A 21,712-nucleotide genomic window follows, 5' to 3' on the forward strand; every position below is an offset into this window, starting at 1 on the left:
GTGCGGGTATACGTCACGTCCACCGGCCGCACGGAGACGCTGCCGCTGGAGCAATACATTGTCGGCGTAGTAGCCGCCGAAATGCCGCCCAGCTTTGAGGGCGAGGCGTTGAAGGCGCAGGCCATTGCCGCGCGTACCTTCATTGCCCGGCGTTTGGTGGCTGATGACACCAGCGGCGCTCCGGCGGGAGCAGATGTGACCGATACGGTTAAGCACCAAGCTTACATTTCCAAAGCCAAACTTAATAGAGAGTGGGGGCATTCTGGAAAATCCGCAGAACTGGCCAAAATCCGGCAGGCTGTACGCGACACCAAGGATACGATCATGGTATATGAGGGCAAACCGATTACCGCTTCCTTTTTTTCTACCAGTAATGGTTATACTGAAAATTCAGAGGATGTATGGGCCAAGGCTGTGCCCTATTTACGGAGCGTATCAAGTCCATGGGACAAGCAGTTGGCCCCCCGTTATACAGAGACCGTCACACTGAGCCGTCAGAATGTGTTTGATAGATTGGGATTGAGCCGTACGGCGATAGCCGCTTCTACTGGAGGAGGGAGTATGCCGGAAATTCGGGTACTTTCCAAGACAAAAGGGCATCGGATCAAGCAGATCGAAGTAGGAGGCACTGTTTTTATAGGACCGGAAATCCGAAAAAAGCTGGGGCTACGTTCTGCTGAATTTACGTGGAGGGCGGAAGGGGATCAGATCGCCATTACAACCTACGGCTACGGACATGGAGTTGGTATGAGCCAATGGGGAGCTAACGGAATGGCCAAGGAAGGACATACCGCCACTCAAATTCTCCTTCACTATTATACGGGCGTTTCCTTTGCCCAAGCCTCTCGTATTCTAAGTTAGTAAATTTTTCAAAACTTTGAAGTATAAAAGAGTTGCACCCGGTAACACTGGTTACTGAGGTGATGAGCAAATGAGTGAACAAAATAAAAACCAGAACCAAAATCATGAAGAAACACCCAAAACCTTTCAGGGTGGAAGGGCTTCACGGCCGTCTTCGTGGAAAAAGCTGTTGTCCAAAAGGTGGGCATACCCGGCAGCCTACATTGCCGCAGCTGCCATTATACTAACTTTAGTGTGGGTCTATCAGGATGCCAGCCAGAAGTCTTTCAAACCTGACCCAACTAATTCATCGGTACAGAATACAACAACGATCAATACCGATGTTACAGGGCAACAGCCTGAAAGCATGGAAGTCGTTGCCCAGTCGGAAAATCTCGCATGGCCGGTGGTGGATGCTGCCGCAGTACAGGTCGTAAAGCCATTCTTTGACGAAAACGCGACAGCTGACGAACAGGCGGCTGCGATGGTAGAGTACGATAAAACCTTTACCGCCAACACCGGGATTGATATTTCTCGGGCCGACGATCAGGCGTTTGAAGTGAGAGCCGCCCTGAGTGGCAAAGTATCTCGTGTGGAACAACATCCGCTGGTAGGTAATGTCGTAGAAATCACGCATGATAATAATCTCAAAACTGTGTATCAAAGCTTGAGTGATCTGAAAGTAAAAGAAGGCGATCAAGTGAAACAAAACGATGTGATTGCTTCAGCGGGTCGTAACGAGCTTGAAAAGGATTTGAAAACACATCTGCATTTTGAAGTGTACCAGGATGACAAGCCGGTGAATCCAGCAGGTCTGCTTCCTAAGAAATAAATTTGGTCATGGCTTTGCATACAAAGCGGGGAATCCATATTCCCTGCTTTTTTCTTGTGTAGTTTTTGTGCATAAGGTAAACATAAGTTGCTTTTGCCAAATAAATAGGCCTTCCGAAGCATGTCTTCCCGCCAAACCGCGAATATATAGGCACGCTCCTCATATAATGTACCAAACTATCCACAGTAGGGAGGCGGGAGCGTGCACGATTACATCAAGGAACGGACCATCAAAATCGGTCGCTGTATCGTGGAAACAAGGAATACGGTCCGTACGATTGCCAAGGAATTTGGTGTCTCCAAGAGCACGGTGCATAAAGATCTGACCGAACGGCTGCCTGAAATCAACCCGGACCTTGCAGATCAGGTGAAGCACATTCTCGAATACCATAAATCCATCCGCCATTTGCGGGGAGGGGAAGCAACGAAAATCAAGTACAAAAAAACGAGCGGCAAAAGAAGGGAGATCCTCGTTTCAGGCAAGTCTTAAAAATATATAGTGAATTGGCTGGCAAAGCCATTGAATCAACCCCCTGAAGTATGATATGTTAAAAGATGGTACAAGATCGAAAAATGACATGTAACCGTAGGTTTATACATATATTTGCCGCTTCTTGTCGAATCTCAGCTTTTTAAAATATCACTTTGGGGGCCTTTTTAATATGTTCAGTAATGATATCGGTATCGACCTCGGTACGGCCAACGTGCTTATCCACGTCAAAGGGAAGGGGGTTGTTCTTGACGAACCTTCCGTTGTTGCAATAGAAAGCGATACAAAAAGAGTTCTGGCTGTCGGAGAGGAAGCGCGCCGTATGGTTGGACGTACTCCCGGTAATATCATAGCCATCCGTCCACTACGCGACGGTGTCATCGCCGATTTTGAAGTGACCGAAGCGATGCTAAAATATTTTATCAATCGGGTAGGGGGAAAAAGCTGGTACAGCCACCCTCGTATTCTGATTTGTGCGCCGACGAACATCACCTCAGTGGAACAAAAAGCGATTCGTGAAGCGGCGGAGCGTAGCGGGGCCAGAGAAGTATTTTTGGAGGAAGAGCCAAAAGCAGCTGCCATCGGGGCAGGAATGGATATTTTTGAGCCTAGTGGCAATATGGTGGTGGATATTGGTGGTGGAACAACAGACGTTGCGGTCCTCTCTATGGGGGATGTAGTAACGGCTTCTTCCATTAAAATGGCAGGAGACAAGTTTGATTCCGCCATCATGAAATATGTGAAAACAAAGTACAAGCTTTTGATCGGGGAACGTACGGCGGAAGATATTAAAATCGCCATCGGTACCGTGCATCCGAGCGGACGACAGGCAGAAATGGACATCCGGGGGCGGGATATGGTATCCGGATTGCCTAAAACGTTAAGTATTTCTGCGGCTGAAGTGCAGGATGCGCTCAGAGATCCTGTATCAGCGATTGTGGCTGCGGCCAAGTTTGTGTTGGAGCAGACCCCACCGGAACTGTCCGCAGACATCATTGATCGTGGTGTTATTTTGACTGGCGGCGGCGCGTTGCTAAGCGGTTTGGACGAGCTGCTTGCCGAGGAACTGCGTGTTCCGGTACTGGTTGCTGAAGATCCGATGCATTGTGTCGTCAAGGGCACAGGAATTATGCTGGATAATTTAGATCATGTCGTTAAGAAAAAGTTCTAATCTGCCGATAGTGATTATAAGAGACTCGTGTGCGGTCAGGCAGGCTATCTAGGTTTTGGCTTCCATGCCTCCGTACGAGCAGATGTTTGACCAGGAGAGTACAGGATTGGGGTGCACGATACATGTTGAGAGGTTTATATACTGCGGCCGCCGGAATGACAACGCAACAACGACGCCATGACACCGTGACGCAAAATATTGCCAATATGAACACACCGGGATACAAGCAGGAAAATAGTGTTCAGCGTTCTTTTCCCGAAATGCTTATTTCGATGACCGGGGGCAATCCGAATAATCCGGACCGTACGGTCGGCAAGCTCAATACTGGCGTTTTTGCTGAGGAAAGCCTCTCCCCTTACATTCAGGGGGCATTGAAGGATAGCGGACAAGCTACGGATTTCGCAATACAGTCCAATATTAACGTGAACGACCCGGCAACCGGTCAGCCTATGGCTTTTGATCAGGCGGGGAAATTCATCAATGCTAACGGTGAAGTCACCTATCGTCCGGAAGCGTTTTTTACGGTTCGGGACAATAACGGTAATGTACGCTATACACGTGATGGGCATTTTCAGGTAAATGGAACGGGTGCGTTGCTCTCGTCGACTGGTTCAGCAGTGCTGGATACGAATGGCAGGCCGATTCGATTGACGGGGGCTGTTTCAGCGCTTAAAGTAAATGAGCGAGGCGAATTGGTGGACAAAAACTCCAATCAGACATTGGGAACGACGCTCGGAATCAGTGTCATTGACCGTCCATACCAGCTCGTTCGTGAAGGGAACGGGAATTTTCGTCTGAATGATACGGACGGAGCCACAGCCAGAACGATGACTGCGAATGATGTGGTATCTGTCCGTCAGGGCTATCTGGAAGTATCCAATGTAGACGCTTCGCAGTCGATGGTGGATATGATGGCTGCGTTAAGAGCGTACGAAGCGAATCAGAAGGTCATTCAATTTTATGATAAAAGCTTGGACAAGGCCGTTAATGAAGTAGGCCGTGTATAACAGGGGGTAAGTGATGAACAACTCCATGATCGGCGCAATGGTGTCTATGGCCAGTGTGCAGCAGCGCTTGGATTTGATTGCCGATAATATCGCCAATGTCAATACGGTTGGTTATAAGAGTAAACAGGGTTCTTTTGAAGATGTGCTGGCCAATGTGCAGCAGCAGCCTTCAACGTATCTCCAAAATGGACGAGCTATGCCGCTTGGCTATAATCTGGGCTACGGTGTGAAAGTAGCCTCGGCTATGAAAAATATGGAGCAGGGACCGCTTAAAGAGACGGGCCTTCCTACCGATCTTGCGATCCAGGGCAATGCTTTGTTCGAAGTTCAGGGGAATGGCCAGAAGGCTTGGACGCGTGACGGCAGCTTTCAGTTTGTTCCAGATCCGAATGACGGCGCAACGATGATCTTGACAACTTCCGAAGGCTATCAAGTACTGGATAACAATGATGTTCCTGTGACCGCTCCGGCTGGCTCCAAGGTAGCGATTAACCCGGACGGTGAATTGCTCATTCGCCGAAATGGAACGGGAGACCCGACAGTTGGTCAGCGGATCAAGCTGATGGATGTGCAGCGTCCAGAAGGATTGGAACAGCGGGCTGATAACCTGTTCGTGTTAGCGAATGGTGTGACAGAAGCGAATGTATTTGGTGCAGCAGGTGTGGCGGGCGCTGTTCCAACTGACGTATCTGTACGTTCCGGTTATCTAGAAGAGTCCAATGTGGATTTAGCGGGTGAAATGACGGACATGATGCAAGTTCAGCGGATGTATCAATTGGCGGCACGGGCGCTAACCTCTAGCGACACGATGATGAACCTGGCCAACAATCTGAGGGCATAGGGATTTGGTGATGAAAGAAGAACAACCCAATTCCCGTCCGGTGCCTGAGAAGGCGAAGTCCCGCTGGCGTACCGCCCGTTATTTCGTAATCCCGTTGCTGCTCCTTTTCTCGCTGTTGGGTGGTTTGATTGCAGGATATGTGATCGTAGGCAAGCAAGGACTGGCAGACGTATTTGAATGGAAGACCTGGCAGCATGTCATTGATCTTATATTTGCGCCTTAAGTTTACTTTAAAAGAGTGGGTGGTGGGGGAGAGGGTCGCTCCGCGAATGATTTGATCTTACGATCGCTGTTGCAACGGGATTTTCTTATTTTATAAGTTATTCAGATGTAAAAATCCCGTTGCAAAGGCGACCGCTTACGCTTCTTCAGATTCAAATCCTTCGCTCCGCTGGCTACCCGCCATCGAGCCCACTCTTGTTAAGGTAAACCACTCGCAATTTGTGTTGGGTAGCATATAAAAACAACAAAACCCTGTGCCAAGCGGCGCAGGGTTTTGTTATGCCCAAACGTAACTGGCCCAACGCAGCACGGCGTTGGAGGGCCAATGAAGGCCATCGCAGGGGCCTTCGGTGTTGTTTCGCCCTTCACGCCAAGCGAGTATTAATGAAGCGAGGCTTTATTTTTGAGCCAAAAGTAACTTGGCGGAGGGGATGGAATCGTTCTGAAGAAGCGTCAGCGTTCGCCTTTAACCCCGGATTTTACCCTTTAAATCTCCTGTACAATGAAAAAATCCGGGGTTAACAGCGATCGGAAGAATGATCCATCCCCGTAGCCCTCTCCCCCTTGACTCAAATTGAAGCTCCGCTTCACCCCATAATAGGAGCACCCAATATGGTACTTCCGCGTAATTTTCTTTTTACATCTGATAACTGTATAATGATGGGGAAGTTTAAACACTGCGGGGTAAGACCAAGCACGGGCAAAAGGGCCTCTTCGCGCCTCTGGTTGCATAACCGGCGGAAAAAGCCCCTTATCTCAACCTTCACTTCTGCAGTAAGTGAAGGATATCTAACATTGTTACCGCTTTGAGCTGTTTTTATGCAGCGCAGGCGGGGTAATATTATGCTTGCAGTGGCTCTATTTTGTGATAGGGCCTAAACCGTGCAAGCGGGAGGAGTTATTAAATTAAATGGACAAATTGCAATTGGATGTTAATCAAATTCAGGAGATTATTCCGCATCGACCGCCATTTTTGTTGGTGGACCGTATTATTGAACTGGAGGAAGGGAAAAGAGCAGTAGGTATTAAGAATGTCACGATGAGTGAGCCTCATTTCATTGGACATTTTCCGGGTTATCCCGTGATGCCGGGTGTGCTGATTACCGAAGCTTTGGCTCAGGTAGGGGCATTCGCACTGCTGCATCTGGAAAGCAATCGCGGCAAAATTGGTTTCTTGGCAGGGCTGGATGGCTTCCGTTTCCGTGGACAGGTGGTTCCTGGGGATACGCTGACGCTTGAAGTGGAAATTACCCGTTCCAAAGGCTCATTTGGCAAAGGGAAAGCTACGGCTAAAGTAGGCGAGACGGTAGTAGCTGAGGGCGAAATTATGTTTGCTTTATCAGACCCTCCCCAATAAATAAGCTCTACCGACATAAGCACGACGTCTGAACCGAGTGCATGTGTACATAGAAATCCTGTTTTGACAACCCAAAAAATGGAGAGGGGAAATTCCGTATGACGCAGTTGAGTAAAAAAGCAATAGAAGGCATTGAGAGCTGGCTGCAAGACCCTTATATTGATGAAGAAACCAAACAGGAGTTGCGCGCATTGGAAGGCAACGAGCAGGAGCTGGAGGATCGCTTTTATAAAGAGCTGGAATTCGGCACAGGTGGTCTGCGTGGAGTGATCGGAGCAGGTAGTAACCGGATGAACCGTTACGTCATTGGACGTGCGACTCAGGGACTGGCTCGTTATATTTTAGAGCAGCATGCGGGAAAAGAAGGGAAGCCTTCGGTTGTAATCGCGCATGACTCGCGTCATTTCTCCCCAGAGTTTGCTTTGGATGCGGCTTTGGTGCTGGCAGGCAACGGCATCGTTGCCAAGCTGTTCCCTTCCTTGCGCCCAACGCCACAGCTTTCTTTTAGCGTGCGTCATTTGGGAGCCAGCGGTGGTATTGTCGTAACAGCAAGCCATAACCCTCCTGAATATAATGGATACAAGGTATACAACGATGAAGGCGGTCAGCTTGTTCCTGATCAGGCCGAGCAGGTGATTGGTTATATCCATGAGGTTCCTTCTTTTGCTGATATTCACCGTCTGACACGTGAAGAAGCAGAGGCACAGGGCCTGCTGGTTTGGCTCGGAGAGCAAGAAGATGAAGCGTTTGTGGACACGGTAGCCAGTGTGAGTGTTAATCGTGAGCTGATTGCAGCCGGACCGGGCAAAAACTTCAAAGTTGTGTTTACACCTCTTCATGGCTCAGGCAACGTACCGGTTCGTCGCGTGTTGGAGAAAATCGGTTTTGAGCAGGTACATATTGTGCCTGAGCAAGAACAGCCAGATGCCGAATTTTCTACTGTCAAATCACCCAACCCGGAAGAACGCGATGCCTTCAAGCTGGCGATTGCGCTGGGTGGAAAAATTGGTGCGGACCTGTTGATCGGTACAGACCCCGACGCGGATCGCATGGGAGCAGTTGTGAAAAACCGTGACGGCGAGTATGTGGTATTGTCTGGTAATCAGTCTGGCGCGATCATGGTCTACTACTTGTTGAACCAGCTAAAAGAAACGGGTAAGCTTCCAAATAACGGAGCTGTCATTAAAACCATCGTAACGAGTGAAATGGGCGCAGTGATTGCTGAGCATTTTGGAGCAACGGTATTCAACACGCTTACGGGCTTTAAGTACATTGGTGAGAAAATGAATCAGTTCGACCAAACGGGTGATTATACCTACCTGTTTGGCTATGAGGAAAGCTACGGCTACCTGGCAGGCAATTATGCCCGTGACAAGGATGCGGTCTTGGGGGCTATGCTGATCGCTGAAGCAGCTGCTTATTACAGTACCCAAGGCAAGACGCTGTATGATGTTTTACAGGAGCTGTACAAGCAGTTTGGCTACTTCCTGGAGAAGCTGGAGTCCCGCACGCTCAAGGGCAAGGATGGAGTGGCGCAGATTCAGGGCAAAATGACGGATTGGCGCACTACTCCGCCTCTGGAAATTGCAGGTGTGAAGGTGGAAAAAGTGCTGGATTACTCACAGGGTTTGGACGGACTTCCACAAGAGAATGTGCTTAAATTCTTACTGGAAGACGGCTCGTGGTTCTGCTTGCGTCCTTCCGGTACTGAGCCTAAAATTAAAGTGTACTTTGCGGTACGCGGTTCCTCACTGGCAGATGCCGAGCAAAGAATCAGCCGTCTGGTGGAAGCTGTTATGGCACGCGTAGACGCTTGAGACAAATCCATTTATAATAGAATAGGATTAGGGCAATTAGATACGAATTAAGAAATCGGTGACCTCTCACGGCAAAGGGCAGTACGCCGTGGGGGTCATTTCTGTGTTGCAGAATAATCTGGAAGAGGCTTTGGGAAAATAAGCTTATTCCGGCAACGGAGGATTTTGCAAAATCCAATGAGTGGCCTACCAAGGACTGAGCAAGGGCAAGGTGGGCAGCATTGAATTTTGCAAAATCCCGAATATTAAGGAGGTTCTTTGGTGTATCAGAAATGGCAGTATTGGAATACGGCTTCTCGAAAATGGTTATGGATTCTGGTTGCACTTGGCTTGCTGGCTTCCATTCCTGTAATTGCCGATCGTGTGAAGACAGAATCATCAAGTAAAAAAGTAGAGCTCGTATTCGACTATCGGGATTTGACAGAGGCAGCTTCGTATCAGGCTCACCCGCAGGATTACCTGAATGAGCAGCTTGACCGCTTAAAGCAGGCCGGTGTGAACAGTATGGCAATGTATGAAAGCACACTGGATGATTTCCGCAAAGCAGGCCATGTTGTAACCTATACGACTCAGAATATTGCTGATATGGAAAAACGGGTATCACCCGTAAACGAGAACTTTACGTACGTTGTTTTCACTGATCAGGAAAACGCTGCGGCTTTGAAGCCGTTAATTGAACGTACTTTTACCAGTCTAGACATTAACGTCAAACCATGGACTTATCAGGGCCATGAAGGGCTCGTTGTAGAAACTTCTCCAGAGGATGCGTATCTCAAGCCCATGCAGCCTGATCCAATTGCTATGAAACAGCTTCGGAATAAAGGGTTTTTTATCGTTCCGCGGATGAGCGACAGCCTTCCTTACAATCAGGAATTGACAGAAGAGACGTTGGCTTCCTTTCAGGAGAATGGCGTAAAACGTATTTTGTTTGAAGGAGATTCTGTCAAAGGGTTTACAGATAATGAGAAAAAGCATAGCTTGGCAGCATTTGCTGAATTGCTGAACAAATACAATATTGGCCTGGCCGCTATTGAAAATTTGAAAAAACCGCAGGCAGGCTTCAACAAGCTGGCTTACGATATAAAATATAACGTTGTGCGCTTGTACTCACTGAGCGACAAAGATTCAACGCTTGATGTGGAGACGCTGGCTGATCGTTTTGCATTGGCGACCAAGGACCGCAACATTCGCATGTTGTATCTTAATACTGCTCCAACCCGCAGTGTGGCTGAGGCCAAAGTGAAGGATTCTGTAGACAACTTGATCCACAGTTTGGACAAACCGGGCAATGCTGTTCAACGGATGGAGAAAAAGGGATTTGAGCTTGGACAGGCTGAACCATTTCAAGTGGTTGATTCATCCTACCAACGTTACCTGAAATTGGTGGTTGTACTGGGTGCACTGGCTTTATTCTCCATTATGGTGTCGTATTTTGTCCCAGCGTTGACCTTGTTAGCGTTTGGATTGGGATTGGTTGGCTCAGCAGGTCTTTACGTTCTGAACACCAGCTTGATGGAGCAAGGCTTGGCACTGCTCGCAGCGATTAGCGGACCCACGGTTGCAATGGTCATTGCTGTGCGTACGATTAGAATCAAACGTGAACAGGAGCCTGAGCTTTCAATAGGTCGTCGTCTCGTTCAAACACTTGTATTGTACGTTCAGACAGCAGTTTTGTCGCTGGCTGCTGTACCGTTTGTTATTGCGCTGTTGAACAGTATTGCGTACAGTCTAGTGCTGAACCAATTTAGAGGCGTAAGCTTGCTTCACATTCTGCCGATTTTTTTGGCGGCGATATATATTTTCTTTTATCGGGGCGTTTCTATACGCGAAGAAATTTCAAAGCTGTTGCGCACCCCGATTACTGTACTCTGGGTCATCGTACTGGCTGTGATCGGAGCCGCAGGAGTGTACTATTTGAGCCGTACCGGGAATGCGGGTACCGTGTCGAACACAGAGCTGGTTTTCCGAAATTTCCTTGAGAATGCATTTGGTGTACGTCCGCGTAATAAGGAATTCTTGATGGCACACCCACTGTTTATTGCAGGTGCGTTCCTTGCGTTGAAATATCGCAAAGCGATCTATTTGCTGATTATCGCTGCTATTGGTCAGGCCTCTATGGTCGATACCTTTGCTCATATTCATTCTCCAGCGGCACTCTCGCTTAGTCGTGGGCTGTTAGGATTGGGATTGGGTCTGATTCTGGGAATTATCGCAATTGTCGTGTGGCAAGTGCTGGAAGGATGTTGGAAGAAATGGTCACCACAGCTCAAACGATAATAATCTCGGGTTATTACGGCTTTCGCAATAGTGGAGACGAGGCAGTGCTCAAGTCGATTTTGACAGCATTAGAGGTGGAAAGCCGTCAGGCGGGTATTACGGTTAAACCTGTTGTGCTGTCTTCAGACCCCGCTTGGACACAGAAGATGTACGGGGTAGAAGCCGTACCACGTATGAGTCTGAGAGAAATTCGGAGAGCGATTAAAAACAGCGACGGGTTAATCAGCGGCGGCGGAAGTTTGCTTCAGGACGCAACAAGTCTCAAAAGCATTCCTTATTATCTAGCGATTCTCAAACTGGCTCAGTGGGCCGGAAAGCCGACGTTTGTGTATGCTCAGGGCATTGGTCCGGTGCAACGGAAGATATTTTACCCTATGATCCGGTCTGTGTTCCAGCGCTGCGAATATGTATCTGTAAGAGATGAACAGTCTGCGGCGCTACTGGGCACCATGAAATTAAAACACCCTGTTGTTGAGGTCGTTCCCGATCCAGTAATGGGGCTTCCATTGCCCTCCAATTCCGAAGGTTTGCAAGGAGCGGCTGTCGAAGGGGAAAATGAACTTCCGATTGTTGGTGTGTCGGTACGTTACTGGGACAAGGAGCGTCGTGAATTAACGGCGATCGCTGACGGTTTGAAAAAATTAGCTGCTGGGCGCCGTGTACATTTACGCTTTTTTCCTTTCCATCTGCCAGACGATGAGCAGGCTTCAAGGATGGTAATGGATTTGTTAGGGGATATTAGGGAAACGGGCAGCCGTGTTAGTATATGTGAGCAGGTTACCGATCCTCAGCAGATGTTGCTGGAAGTTAGTCGTTGTAGTTTGATGATCGGGATGAGATTGCACAGTCTGATTTATGCAGCATCCCATCAGGTGCCCCCGTTGGGGATATCCTATGATCCGAAAATTGACCATTTCCTCGGCCGCGTCGGTAGCCAGCCTGTAGGCACCACAGAAGCGCTGAATGGTCAAAAGCTAGCTGATGAGGCTATACGATTGCTGGATCAGCGGAGCCAATGGATCGAGAGCCAGGGAGCGGCAATTGCTTTGTTGAAGAGCGAGGCCCGTTTGCCGGCACGGCATATCATTAATTACTTGTGTCGCAAAGGATGATGGATACAGTGACAGTCGATAAGGTTACGAATGTGCCTACCGTCCCGATTTTCGGTGTTCCGGTATCAAGGCTTAATATGAAAGATACATTAAATGTATTAATTCAAGCAGTGGAGTCTCGCCGACCCCATCAAGTGATCACTGCCAATCCGATTATGGTTATGGCAGCGTTGGAAGACCCTATGTACATGTCAGTGATGAAGCAGGCGGAGCTCATCGTCCCGGATGGGACTGGCGTGGTTTGGGCCGCAAATTATGTAGGACATCCAGTACCAGAACGTGTGGCGGGTTTTGACTTGTTACATGAATTACTTGCAGCTGGAGAAAACTATCATTGGAAAGTTTATTTGCTCGGATCGACATCTGAGGTGATTCAAGCGACGGCCCAGCGGGTACATGAGCTTTATCCCGGAATTACGGTTTGCGGCAAGCATGACGGATTTTTCGGACCGGTAGAGGATGAAGCGGTGATTGCAGCTATTCGTGAAGCAAAGCCTGACTTGCTGTTTGTAGCACGTGGAGCTGACACGCAGGAGCCCTGGATTGGTAAATATAAAGAACAATTGGGTGTTCCCGTGATGATGGGGGTGGGCGGCAGCTTCGATATTATATCCGGTAAAGCCAAACGTGCGCCTAAATTGTTTCAGAAGCTCAGAGCTGAGTGGCTGTATAGGCTATTGAAAGAGCCGAGTCGGTACAAAAGAATGCTTGCGCTGCCGAAATTCGCCGTGAAAGTGATGCGTGAAAAAGAAAACGTCACAAAAGTGTGATAAATAGCTTGAATCTGCCTTCAAAACCCGCTAATTTGCCAGAATATGAGGCTTGGTATTTATTTTCGATCAGAGTATAATTCAATGCGGTTACATCTGAAAAGGGATTGCTTTAAAATTGGGGGTCGAATGATCAAATGTTATTGATCTATATTATTGGTTTCATCATGGCACTGGGACTTGCGCTCTTATTGACACCGCTCGTCAAGAAATTTGCTGTGAAGGTTGGAGCCGTTGATGTGCCGAATGCCCGAAAGGTACATACCCGAATTATGCCGCGTCTTGGCGGTCTGGGGATTTTCCTGGCATTTCTTTTGTCCTTATTGGCGATTTTACCTTTTGTGCCTGAAGGAATGCTGTCCTCACGGGATATTAATTTTATCGCAGCCTTTCTGATTGGTGGAACGCTGATTACACTGATTGGTGCTCTTGATGATCGTTTTGATCTTAATGCAAAATTGAAATTTTTGGCTCAAATTGCCGTTGCGTGTATGGTTGTATTTGCTTTTGATATTCGTGTTGATTTTGTGAATGTGCCTTTTCAGGATGCATACTCTTCTTTGGAAAGCTGGATCTCCATCCCGCTTACGATTTTCTGGATTGTAGGTGTAACGAATGCCATCAATTTGATTGACGGTTTGGATGGACTAGCTGCTGGTGTTTCGGGAATCGCAATCGGAACAATTTTTGTAATGTCTCTTCTGATGGGCAACTATATGGTTGCTATGCTTTGCCTGGTGCTGCTCGGTAGCATTATCGGATTTCTGTTTTTTAACTTTCATCCTGCAAAAATATTTATGGGTGATACAGGATCTCTATTTTTGGGCTTCTGTCTGGCGATGCTGTCGATGCTTGGTTTCAAGCAAATTGCTATCGTATCGTTTATTACGCCATTGATCATTATCGGCGTGCCTTTGTCAGATACATTCTTTGCGATCATTCGTCGCAAGTTGCAGAAAAAACCGATTTTCTCACCAGACAAAGGTCATTTACATCATTGCCTGCGTGAATTGGGCTTTAGCCACAGACAGACCGTATTGATTATTTACTGTATAGCCGCATTCTTTGGCATATTAGCCGTTATCCAATCATCTGCTGCGCTTTATGAAGCGAACTGGGTTACCTTTGTCGTGATATGTATTATGATGTTCTTCTTACAGATCGGCGCCGAGGTTATTGGTCTTGTCGGCAAAACCAAACGTCCGGTGATTAACACCCTGATTCGGTTGCTGGCTAAGCCAGACTCCCAGACTCGGTCGAAATTATAATTTTTTATTTTAAAAGTAAGCCTTCAAGCTTGGCGGTATACCGCGGGTTTGAGGGCTTTTTTGTTCTTCGCTATGAAAAATTCCCCTCCTTTTTTGCGTATTTACTAATTTTTTGTATGTTCGCTACCGATAAAAAAGGTATCGAATGATTACGTGCCCCAAGGTGCGACAGAATCAAAGGAGGACAATGATTTGAAACGATTGCTATCCATGTTGCTGACGGTTGGTCTCATCATTGGCTTGGTGCCGACGGCCCTGGTAGGTACGGCTCATGCTGCGACGGGAACTTATTTTATTTTTCCAAATGAAAAATATGATGCGGATTCGGCCAGAGTGGTGAACACCGACCGTGTTACAGTTAATGGTACGATTAATGGAGTGAACGGAAGCACTATTTCCTATAGTGTATTCCAGCTCTCTAAAAATGGAACGACCTACACCGAGGTTAATAAAAATGAAAGCCAAAAGGGCGGAATTACGGTCGCCGGCTCCACGCTTAAAATTACAGACATTAAACTCTTTCCTGGTTTGAACCGAATTACGTTCCAAAGCAGCCAAAATTCGGCTGATATGAAGGATTCTATTTATATTGAGTATCAGGACGGACCCAAGCTCTACGATTTGTCTGCAACGTTAAATGGCGAAACAGAGCAATTGATTGAGAACCAAACAACTGTTTTGACTGATGCAAAGAATAGTGGTACGGATGACGTTAAAGTAGTTATTCAAGGTACAGCGCCCAATGCTGACAATGTAACGCTGACGTCTGCAAAAAGTAGTAACACATATACTGTTAATAGCTACACAGGCTATAAATTAACAGGTAGTGTCGTACTCAGCCCTGGTAAAAACGTAGTGACTATCAAAGTAGGTAATGGCACTCAGGCCCTTACGGTTACACGTGAAATCACAATTTATACAGGAAAACCTGAATTTTCTGATTTGAATTTAAATAAGGATGGCAACGTGTCTACGGATCTGACCACTTCACCAGACTTTACGGTGGCAGACACCAGCGGAATTGTTTTAAAAGGTAAAGTGTTAGTCCCAGGGGGGGCTTCCGATCCGAAAGTGGCTACCATTAATGCACGGTTTATTGATGTAAGCAACAACGGTAGCGCTGTTGGTAGTACCAGCGGTGTAGATGCTACGATTGATACGGCTAATGTGACAACTTCAAATGGCTATAGAGTGTATCCATTTCAGGTGAATGTACCTACAGATGCTGTCATTGATCATGTAACTGGAGCGTTTCTGGGGTTAACTTTTGATGATAGTAGTACACCTCCAGCGGCATATCCTGTGCAATTTACATTGCGCAGCAGCACACAACCTTACATTGATGATGTTAACTACCTTTCCGATTTTAATGTTCAATTGTTGAACAGAATCAATGGGTCTGGATCAGATCAAACTGCAGCTATAGCAGAAGCCCAAAAGTTGTCCGGTAATTCTATGAAGAATAAAACCACAGATGCGCCGTCTGTTCCAGTAGGTTTGGAATTTATCGTGGTTAACGGGGCTCCAACTTCGATTAGTGAGCTTTCCGGCGTAACTGTACACACGGTAGGTTCACCACAAGATGTGGTTAGGACGATTAATGGTAAGTCAACACAGGTGAAGAAAATTGTTGCTTACATTGACTCCCTGCCAAAAGAGGGCACAAACGCACTGAATTTTTACCTGAATGGAGACTCGACCAAATTGATCAAAGCAACAGTGAATCTGTTGCAGGGTCCATTCATGAAATACGATACGATTTATGACGGACAACAAATTCCGTTGAATACATCTAGCGCAAACTTGAATACCTATAAATTAACCCAATTGGGCAACTTTAAAGGTAAACTGCTCGACGTAAGTAATGCATCAGATATTCATTACACAGGCAGTAACCGAAATGTATTCCTGTATGTAAATAATGTATTGGTTGATCTGGATGGCACAGGAGTGGACTTTAAACTCGCTTCATCCTCCGAGGATGCGGCAGCTAATGCACTGGCGAATGGGAATAATGAAATCAAGTTTGTATACAAACCGGGTATTGAGTACGCCAATACAGTAAAAGTAAACTTTACACAAACGAATATACCGGTAATTCCTGTTGCAAACACGCAAGGTATTATTCCGTTTACTCCAGTTAGCGGACTAAGCAGTGCGCCGAAATACAGCGAAATTGCACCAAAATCCAAAGATGCTAATTTCAAAAAAGTGGATGACACGAATTACACTACATCCCTGAAAAACATCAATGTGTTTGGTACCTTTAGCATTGCTGATTTGGGAACTGCAAACCAGGTACCGAGTGCGTTAAGTGATATCACCAATAAAGACCAATATATTCTGGAGATTAAAGGATCTGACGGCAGTGAGGTCAACTGGACTCTGAATAATCAGTTCTACTCAGCCGAAGATGCCAAGACAGTGTATAATTCCGGTTCTACTACGGATAAATTCAACAGCAAAGATTTAAAGGATCTGCTGGTTTATTATCATCCAGATAAGAAGTATTTCAGCTTTGTACTGAAAAACCAAACGATTCCACAAGATGGAACAGCAGTAGCCTACAATATTACCTTGTACAACAGTGGTAAAAGCGGACCATTTGCAACGTTCCGATTGCAAGTATCCGGCCAATCCACATCTTTTGATATTTTGCGTCCACTCCCTGAAAAGAGAATCGTGAATCAAAACTTTGTGCAAGTTGTAGTGAACGCAGGTAATGCAGATAGTGTTATGGTGGGTAAGGAAACAGCCGTTCAAGAGGGGTTTGACTCTGACTATGATGGCACCATTGATTATCCTTCAACATACAAAGCCATCGTTACAGGGCTGAAACCTAATAAAGACAATAAAATTGATGTAGTGGTTACGGTAGGTAAGGACAAACAAAAACAAACCATTACCGTAAAATATGTGCCTACTAATATTCCTGGCGAGCAGTTTATGGAAGCCATGAAGACATCACATAAAGTGTTTGATGGTAATCTTACACTTGCTTTTGCCAAGGGAACGAGCCTGATTCGTCGGGACTATGACCAGCCTCAGCAATTCAAAAATCAGGTCTTCTCCGGACACACTTTGTATTTTGCGATAGCGAACAGCGAAGATGGTGTCGTGGACCGACATGAGTTTGAAACTGAAAAGGCATTATCGGACATGCAGAGCTTGATCGCAGATGGAAGTAAATATTTTAATAGAGATTTTCCAGATCGTTATACCAAATCAAGTCCTGTATTTTGGATTGACTCAGGTGTAGCGGATGATATCAAAACAGATGCGTATGATCCTGTTACTTACGGTGCTGATCCATACCAACTGGCCAATAAGTCACAAAACGACAGTAGCAAGATCAAAAACTTCTACTGGCGTGACCCAGCCAATGAACTGGTACCTTCCAAGCGTGCTACATTAACGCTGACGTATGATAGCAGTATCGCTCAGGATGCAGGGAAACAAATGACGGTGTTCTATTTTGATTCTGATCTCAAAGACTGGCAGAACATTGGCGGTGTTGTAGATCCGAAGAAACATACCATTAAAGTACCGTTTGATCGTTTCGGCTACTATGTAGCTGCCAAGGTTGGAGAAACGTATAGTGATGTTATTAAACACAAATACGCGAGAGACTATATCGAGGCCATTTTGGCTAAGGGTGTCATGAATCCGATGGATCCAATTAACAGCTTTGGACCTGACAGCTACATTAAAAGAGGCGAATTTACTACGATGATGGTAAAAGGCTTGCAAATTCCACTTAACTACAGTGGTGCGAAGCATTTTGATGACGTGTCAGTTTCAAATGCGATATCAGCAGATGCCCTTTATGATTATCGCTATATCGAAACGGCTGCACGCGCCGGTATTGTAAAAGGTTCGCAACCGAGAATCTTTATGCCGGAAGATGTCATCACACGTCAAGATGCTGCGGTCATCATTGCCAAAGCATTGAATTTGAAGCTGGAAACAGATCATGACAAGATCATGAAGAATCTGTCTAAAACCTTTAAAGATGCGGACAAGATTGATTACTATGCGCAAGCATCTGTGTTGGCTATTGCCAAGAAGGGCTTTATCACAGGTTCACCTGTTGATGCCAGCGATCCCAAAAAAGGATATATGTTTAATCCTACATCCTTGACCTTGCGTGGTGATGCAGCCATTATTGTAGCTAAAGTTATGGCTGATAAAAAGCTACTTCCTAAGATCTAGGTCCTTAAAAAACTGAATTTATCGAACATCCCTCCATGTGAAATTGGAATTCCCTTTCATATACATGAGAGGGATGTTTTTTAGAAATCAGCTATTTGACTGGAATTAAGGGCCTATGCCATAATAACAATGAGCAACTAACTAATGGGTAAGTTTACAGCGTTTTGTTCTTGAACTACCATAAATGTGTTTAAATTAACTACTTTTTTTGAGTATTTATCTCAAAATGTGTTTATTATTTTTTAATATGTTTTTTTTGTGCACTTATCTGAAACTTTACGCTTATTTCGTCGTAGTAGAGGATTAGTGTGCTTAAATATTACATAGAGAAATGAGTGGGGAGTGATGAGATGTCTCAGTTTTCAATACGCCGTCCTGTAACAGTATTTATGTTAATTATTGCTTTGCTAATCGGGGGCGGTATTTTTGCGTTAAGGCTTCCTGTCGAGCAGATGCCGGATATGAAGCTGCCATACGCTGCGGTGGTGACCAGTATTCCAAATGCAACGCCTACAGAGGTTGAGGAATTGGTTACCAAACCTATTGAAAAAAGTTTAGCTTCTATTGAGAACGTGGATACGATTACGTCCGAGTCCTCAGAAGGATCATCTATGGTCATGATTCAATTTAACTGGGGCGTAGATATGAACCAGGCGACCCTCGACATGCGGGATAAAGTTGATGGGGTTAGGGGTTCTCTTCCGGATGCAGCAAATTCGCCACGTGTCCTTAAAGTCGATCTCAACGCAACGCCAGTTATTACTCTCTCTCTTACAGGTGACCAGGATATTAACAAACTGAAGCCTATTGCTGAAGATATTATTGAGCCGCGGCTTGAAAGAATTTCCGGAGTAGCTGCAGCCAACATGTCAGGTGGGCAAGCTCGGCTTGTGAAGATTACTGTAGATCAGGCCAAACTTCAAAGCTATGGCATTACGCTAGATCAAATCAGCCAAGCGCTATCGGCTAATAATGTAGCTGGCTCTGCTGGTTCTGTATATCGTGGTAGTACACAAATCCAGCTTCGGGTTCAAGGTGAATATAAAGCTGTTTCAGAAATGGGTGAAACGCCAATCCCTGTAGGAAAGGGAAGCGTAAAATTAAAGGACATCGCGACAGTTGAAGATTCCTTGGATGATGTTACAACCATTTCTACCTATAACGGAAAGCCAAGTATCAATATTTCTGTTACTAAAGCTACAGGGGGAAATACCCTTTCAATCGCCGATTCTGTAAAGGATAGTTTGGATTCGATACGGAAGGAATTGCCTCCGGGAACTCAATTGGAGATGGTAACAGATGCATCCAAACCCATTAGCGACTCCGTACACTCATTAGTAGAGCATGCTATATTGGGACTTATTATTGCAGCCATTGTGTTGCTGTTATTTTTGAATAGTATACGTTCTACCATTATTGCTACTATCGTTATTCCAATTTCTTTCGTAGCAACGTTTATGATGATGTATTTCACCGGACAAACCATTAATATTATTTCACTCAGCGGTTTGCTTCTGGGGTTAGGATCCTTTGTCGACTTTGCCGTTGTTATTATTGAGAATATTTTTAGGCAGAGACATGAAGGGAAAAGTATGCTACAAGGGGCTATTGATGGTTCCAAGCAAGTGGGCAATGCGGTTATGGCATCTGCACTTGCACAGATTGTAGTATTTTTACCAGTTGTTTTTGTTGACGGAATTGCGGGAGTTCTATTTAAACCGTTGGCGTTAACTGTTATTTTTTCTCATATTGCAGCCTTGGTCGTATCTCTTCTGATTGTGCCGATGCTCGGCTCGCGTTGGTTACCTACTGTACCAGATGAATCCATATACTCATCAGGTACTTATAAGGGTGTTAACCCTATTGTGTGGTTTAATATTGGCTTCGAGAAATTTAAGGGTGGGTATCGCCGTGTATTGAAGTGGGGAATTAACCATAGAAAATCTGTTTTAATCATTACTTTATTAATGTTTGTGGCAGCTGGGGCTCTAATTCCTTTCGTTAAGGCCGAATTTATCCCAGCATCGGATACTGGGGAATTCACAGTTAACGTGAAACTTCCTAATGGAACAGTCTTGGAAGAAACGGAAAAGGTTGTTCAAGATATAGAAAAAGAAATTTTGAAAGTTCCGGATCTAGATAAAATGACAGTGACTGTTGGTTCTGGCGGTCTTTCCAGCTATACAGGGGTAGCTCCAACCAACTCAGCAGATCTAAGCGTAACACTGAAGGATGGGCATCAGGCAACAGATGTTATAGTTGATGGCCTTCGTAAAAAATTTGATAGTATTCCTGATGCAGAGATTACACTGGTGTCTGCAACAGGCCTTTCGAGTGGAGCAGCTGTTAACATTAATCTAAAAGGTGACGATATTGACGTCCTGAGAGAACTCTCGGACAATCTCGTTGCGGACGTGAAAAAAATACCGGGTACGGTCAATGTGAAAAGTAGCTTGAGTGCGGTTCGCGAAGAATATGAGATTACCGTTAATCGGGAGCTTGCTAGTCGGTATGGCTTATCAGCGACCCAAATCTTGTCTGCAGTGAATACTTCTTTTAATGGATCAGTCGCCACAAGCTATCGCACAGGTGAAGATCAGATTGATGTGAAGATATCGTTGCCAGAGCAAAACCGCCATGATTTATCCTATTTGAATGCCTTACGCATTACCACTCCACAAGGAATTGATGTACCTTTGTCCTCAGTAGCAAGTATAGATAAGCGTGCCGTTCCCGACACTGTTAGTCGTCAAGATCAGACGCGTCAAGTGCAAATTACTGCTGACATAGACGGAACAGGGGACATCGTTACCATTAACCAAAAAATAGATGCTCTTTTGAAGAGTACTCACTTCCCTGAAGGCTACAGTGCAGATACGAGTGGTGGACAAAATGAACAAATGCTGGAGTCTTTTATGAACTTAGCGATAGCTATTTTGCTATCTGTCGTGCTCATTTATATGGTTATGGCAGGACAGTTCGAATCGATGCTTACACCGTTTGTTATTATGTTTTCCGTTCCACCTACGGTAATTGGTGTGCTTATCGGTTTAGCTGTAACCGGGGCGAGTCTCAGTGTTTCAGCTTTGACAGGTTACATCATGCTCGTCGGTTTGGTCGTCAACAATGCTATTGTTATGATTGATTTCATTATTCAGCTTCGAAAAGAAGGCGAAGATCGAGATGAAGCTATTATTCATGGAGCGTCTGAGCGGTTGCGTCCGATTTTGATGACAACGCTGGCTACTGTACTAGCTTTGCTCCCAATGGCATTTGCTACAGGCAGTGGTAACGAGACACAAGCACCGATGGCAGTTGTTGTTGTATTCGGGTTATCCTTCGCAGCTGTTATTACATTGATTCTTATTCCGGTAGTCTACGTCATCATGGATAATATGATACAAAAACGTAAGAATCGGAAATTAAAAAGACAAGCGAAAAGAGAATTGAAAAAAGAAGCGAAACTACAAAAAAGTATTCATATATAAGGTGAGGTG

15 protein-coding genes are annotated in these 21,712 nt (G+C 45.7%); all 15 read left to right on the plus strand.

Translation table 11 applies throughout. The annotated features are described in order from the left end of the window. The coding region (gene spoIID, locus L696_RS0100850; RefSeq protein WP_025681956.1) for a stage II sporulation protein D at positions 1–861 on the plus strand (861 nt) is incomplete at its 5' end. Between the two features lie 70 nt (positions 862–931). Then, the gene (spoIIQ, locus tag L696_RS0100855) at positions 932–1,672 is read left to right on the plus strand and encodes a stage II sporulation protein SpoIIQ (RefSeq protein WP_025681957.1); all 741 of its coding nucleotides are present in this window, start codon (positions 932–934) and stop codon (positions 1,670–1,672) included. 201 nt (positions 1,673–1,873) lie between these two features. Continuing rightward, positions 1,874–2,161: a sporulation transcriptional regulator SpoIIID gene (spoIIID, locus tag L696_RS0100860; RefSeq protein ID WP_007432737.1), complete on the plus strand. Its 288-nt coding sequence runs from the start codon at positions 1,874–1,876 to the stop codon at positions 2,159–2,161. Between the two features lie 172 nt (positions 2,162–2,333). Next, positions 2,334–3,332: a rod shape-determining protein gene (gene mreB / locus L696_RS0100865; RefSeq protein ID WP_025681958.1), complete on the plus strand. Its 999-nt coding sequence runs from the start codon at positions 2,334–2,336 to the stop codon at positions 3,330–3,332. A 122-nt stretch (positions 3,333–3,454) separates the two neighbouring features. Next, positions 3,455–4,339, plus strand: a complete 885-nt coding sequence (locus L696_RS0100870) for a flagellar hook-basal body protein (protein WP_025681959.1) — start codon at positions 3,455–3,457, stop codon at positions 4,337–4,339. A 13-nt stretch (positions 4,340–4,352) separates the two neighbouring features. Next, complete coding sequence (locus L696_RS0100875; RefSeq protein ID WP_025681960.1) at positions 4,353–5,180, plus strand: flagellar hook-basal body protein; 828 nt, start codon at positions 4,353–4,355, stop codon at positions 5,178–5,180. Between the two features lie 10 nt (positions 5,181–5,190). Then, complete coding sequence (locus L696_RS0100880) at positions 5,191–5,403, plus strand: DNA-directed RNA polymerase subunit beta (protein WP_025681961.1); 213 nt, start codon at positions 5,191–5,193, stop codon at positions 5,401–5,403. A gap of 909 nt (positions 5,404–6,312) precedes the next feature. Next, positions 6,313–6,759 carry a 3-hydroxyacyl-ACP dehydratase FabZ gene (gene fabZ / locus L696_RS0100885; protein WP_025681962.1) on the plus strand — a complete coding sequence of 149 codons (447 nt, stop codon included), beginning with the start codon at positions 6,313–6,315 and terminating at the stop codon, positions 6,757–6,759. Between the two features lie 98 nt (positions 6,760–6,857). Then, positions 6,858–8,576: a phospho-sugar mutase gene (locus L696_RS0100890; protein WP_025681963.1), complete on the plus strand. Its 1,719-nt coding sequence runs from the start codon at positions 6,858–6,860 to the stop codon at positions 8,574–8,576. A gap of 261 nt (positions 8,577–8,837) precedes the next feature. Continuing rightward, positions 8,838–10,853 (plus strand): DUF5693 family protein, encoded by a 2,016-nt coding sequence (locus tag L696_RS0100895; RefSeq protein ID WP_025681964.1) that lies wholly within the window; start codon positions 8,838–8,840, stop codon positions 10,851–10,853. Further along, positions 10,829–11,965, plus strand: a complete 1,137-nt coding sequence (csaB, locus tag L696_RS0100900; RefSeq protein ID WP_025681965.1) for a polysaccharide pyruvyl transferase CsaB — start codon at positions 10,829–10,831, stop codon at positions 11,963–11,965. Before L696_RS0100895 ends, csaB begins: the two co-directional genes overlap by 25 nt. An 8-nt stretch (positions 11,966–11,973) precedes the next feature. Next, positions 11,974–12,735 (plus strand): WecB/TagA/CpsF family glycosyltransferase, encoded by a 762-nt coding sequence (locus L696_RS0100905; protein WP_025681966.1) that lies wholly within the window; start codon positions 11,974–11,976, stop codon positions 12,733–12,735. Positions 12,736–12,872: 137 nt separating this feature from the next. Next, the gene (locus L696_RS0100910) at positions 12,873–14,003 is read left to right on the plus strand and encodes a glycosyltransferase family 4 protein (RefSeq protein WP_025681967.1); all 1,131 of its coding nucleotides are present in this window, start codon (positions 12,873–12,875) and stop codon (positions 14,001–14,003) included. A gap of 192 nt (positions 14,004–14,195) precedes the next feature. Further along, positions 14,196–18,215: an S-layer homology domain-containing protein gene (locus L696_RS0100915; protein WP_025681968.1), complete on the plus strand. Its 4,020-nt coding sequence runs from the start codon at positions 14,196–14,198 to the stop codon at positions 18,213–18,215. Positions 18,216–18,565: 350 nt separating this feature from the next. Then, entirely contained in the window at positions 18,566–21,703 is a 3,138-nt protein-coding gene (locus L696_RS0100920) for an efflux RND transporter permease subunit (protein ID WP_025681969.1), read from the plus strand. The last annotated feature ends 9 nt before the right edge of the window (positions 21,704–21,712 follow it).

This window comes from Paenibacillus maysiensis (genome assembly GCF_000520815.1).
Classification (GTDB): Bacteria; Bacillota; Bacilli; order Paenibacillales; family Paenibacillaceae; genus Paenibacillus; species Paenibacillus maysiensis.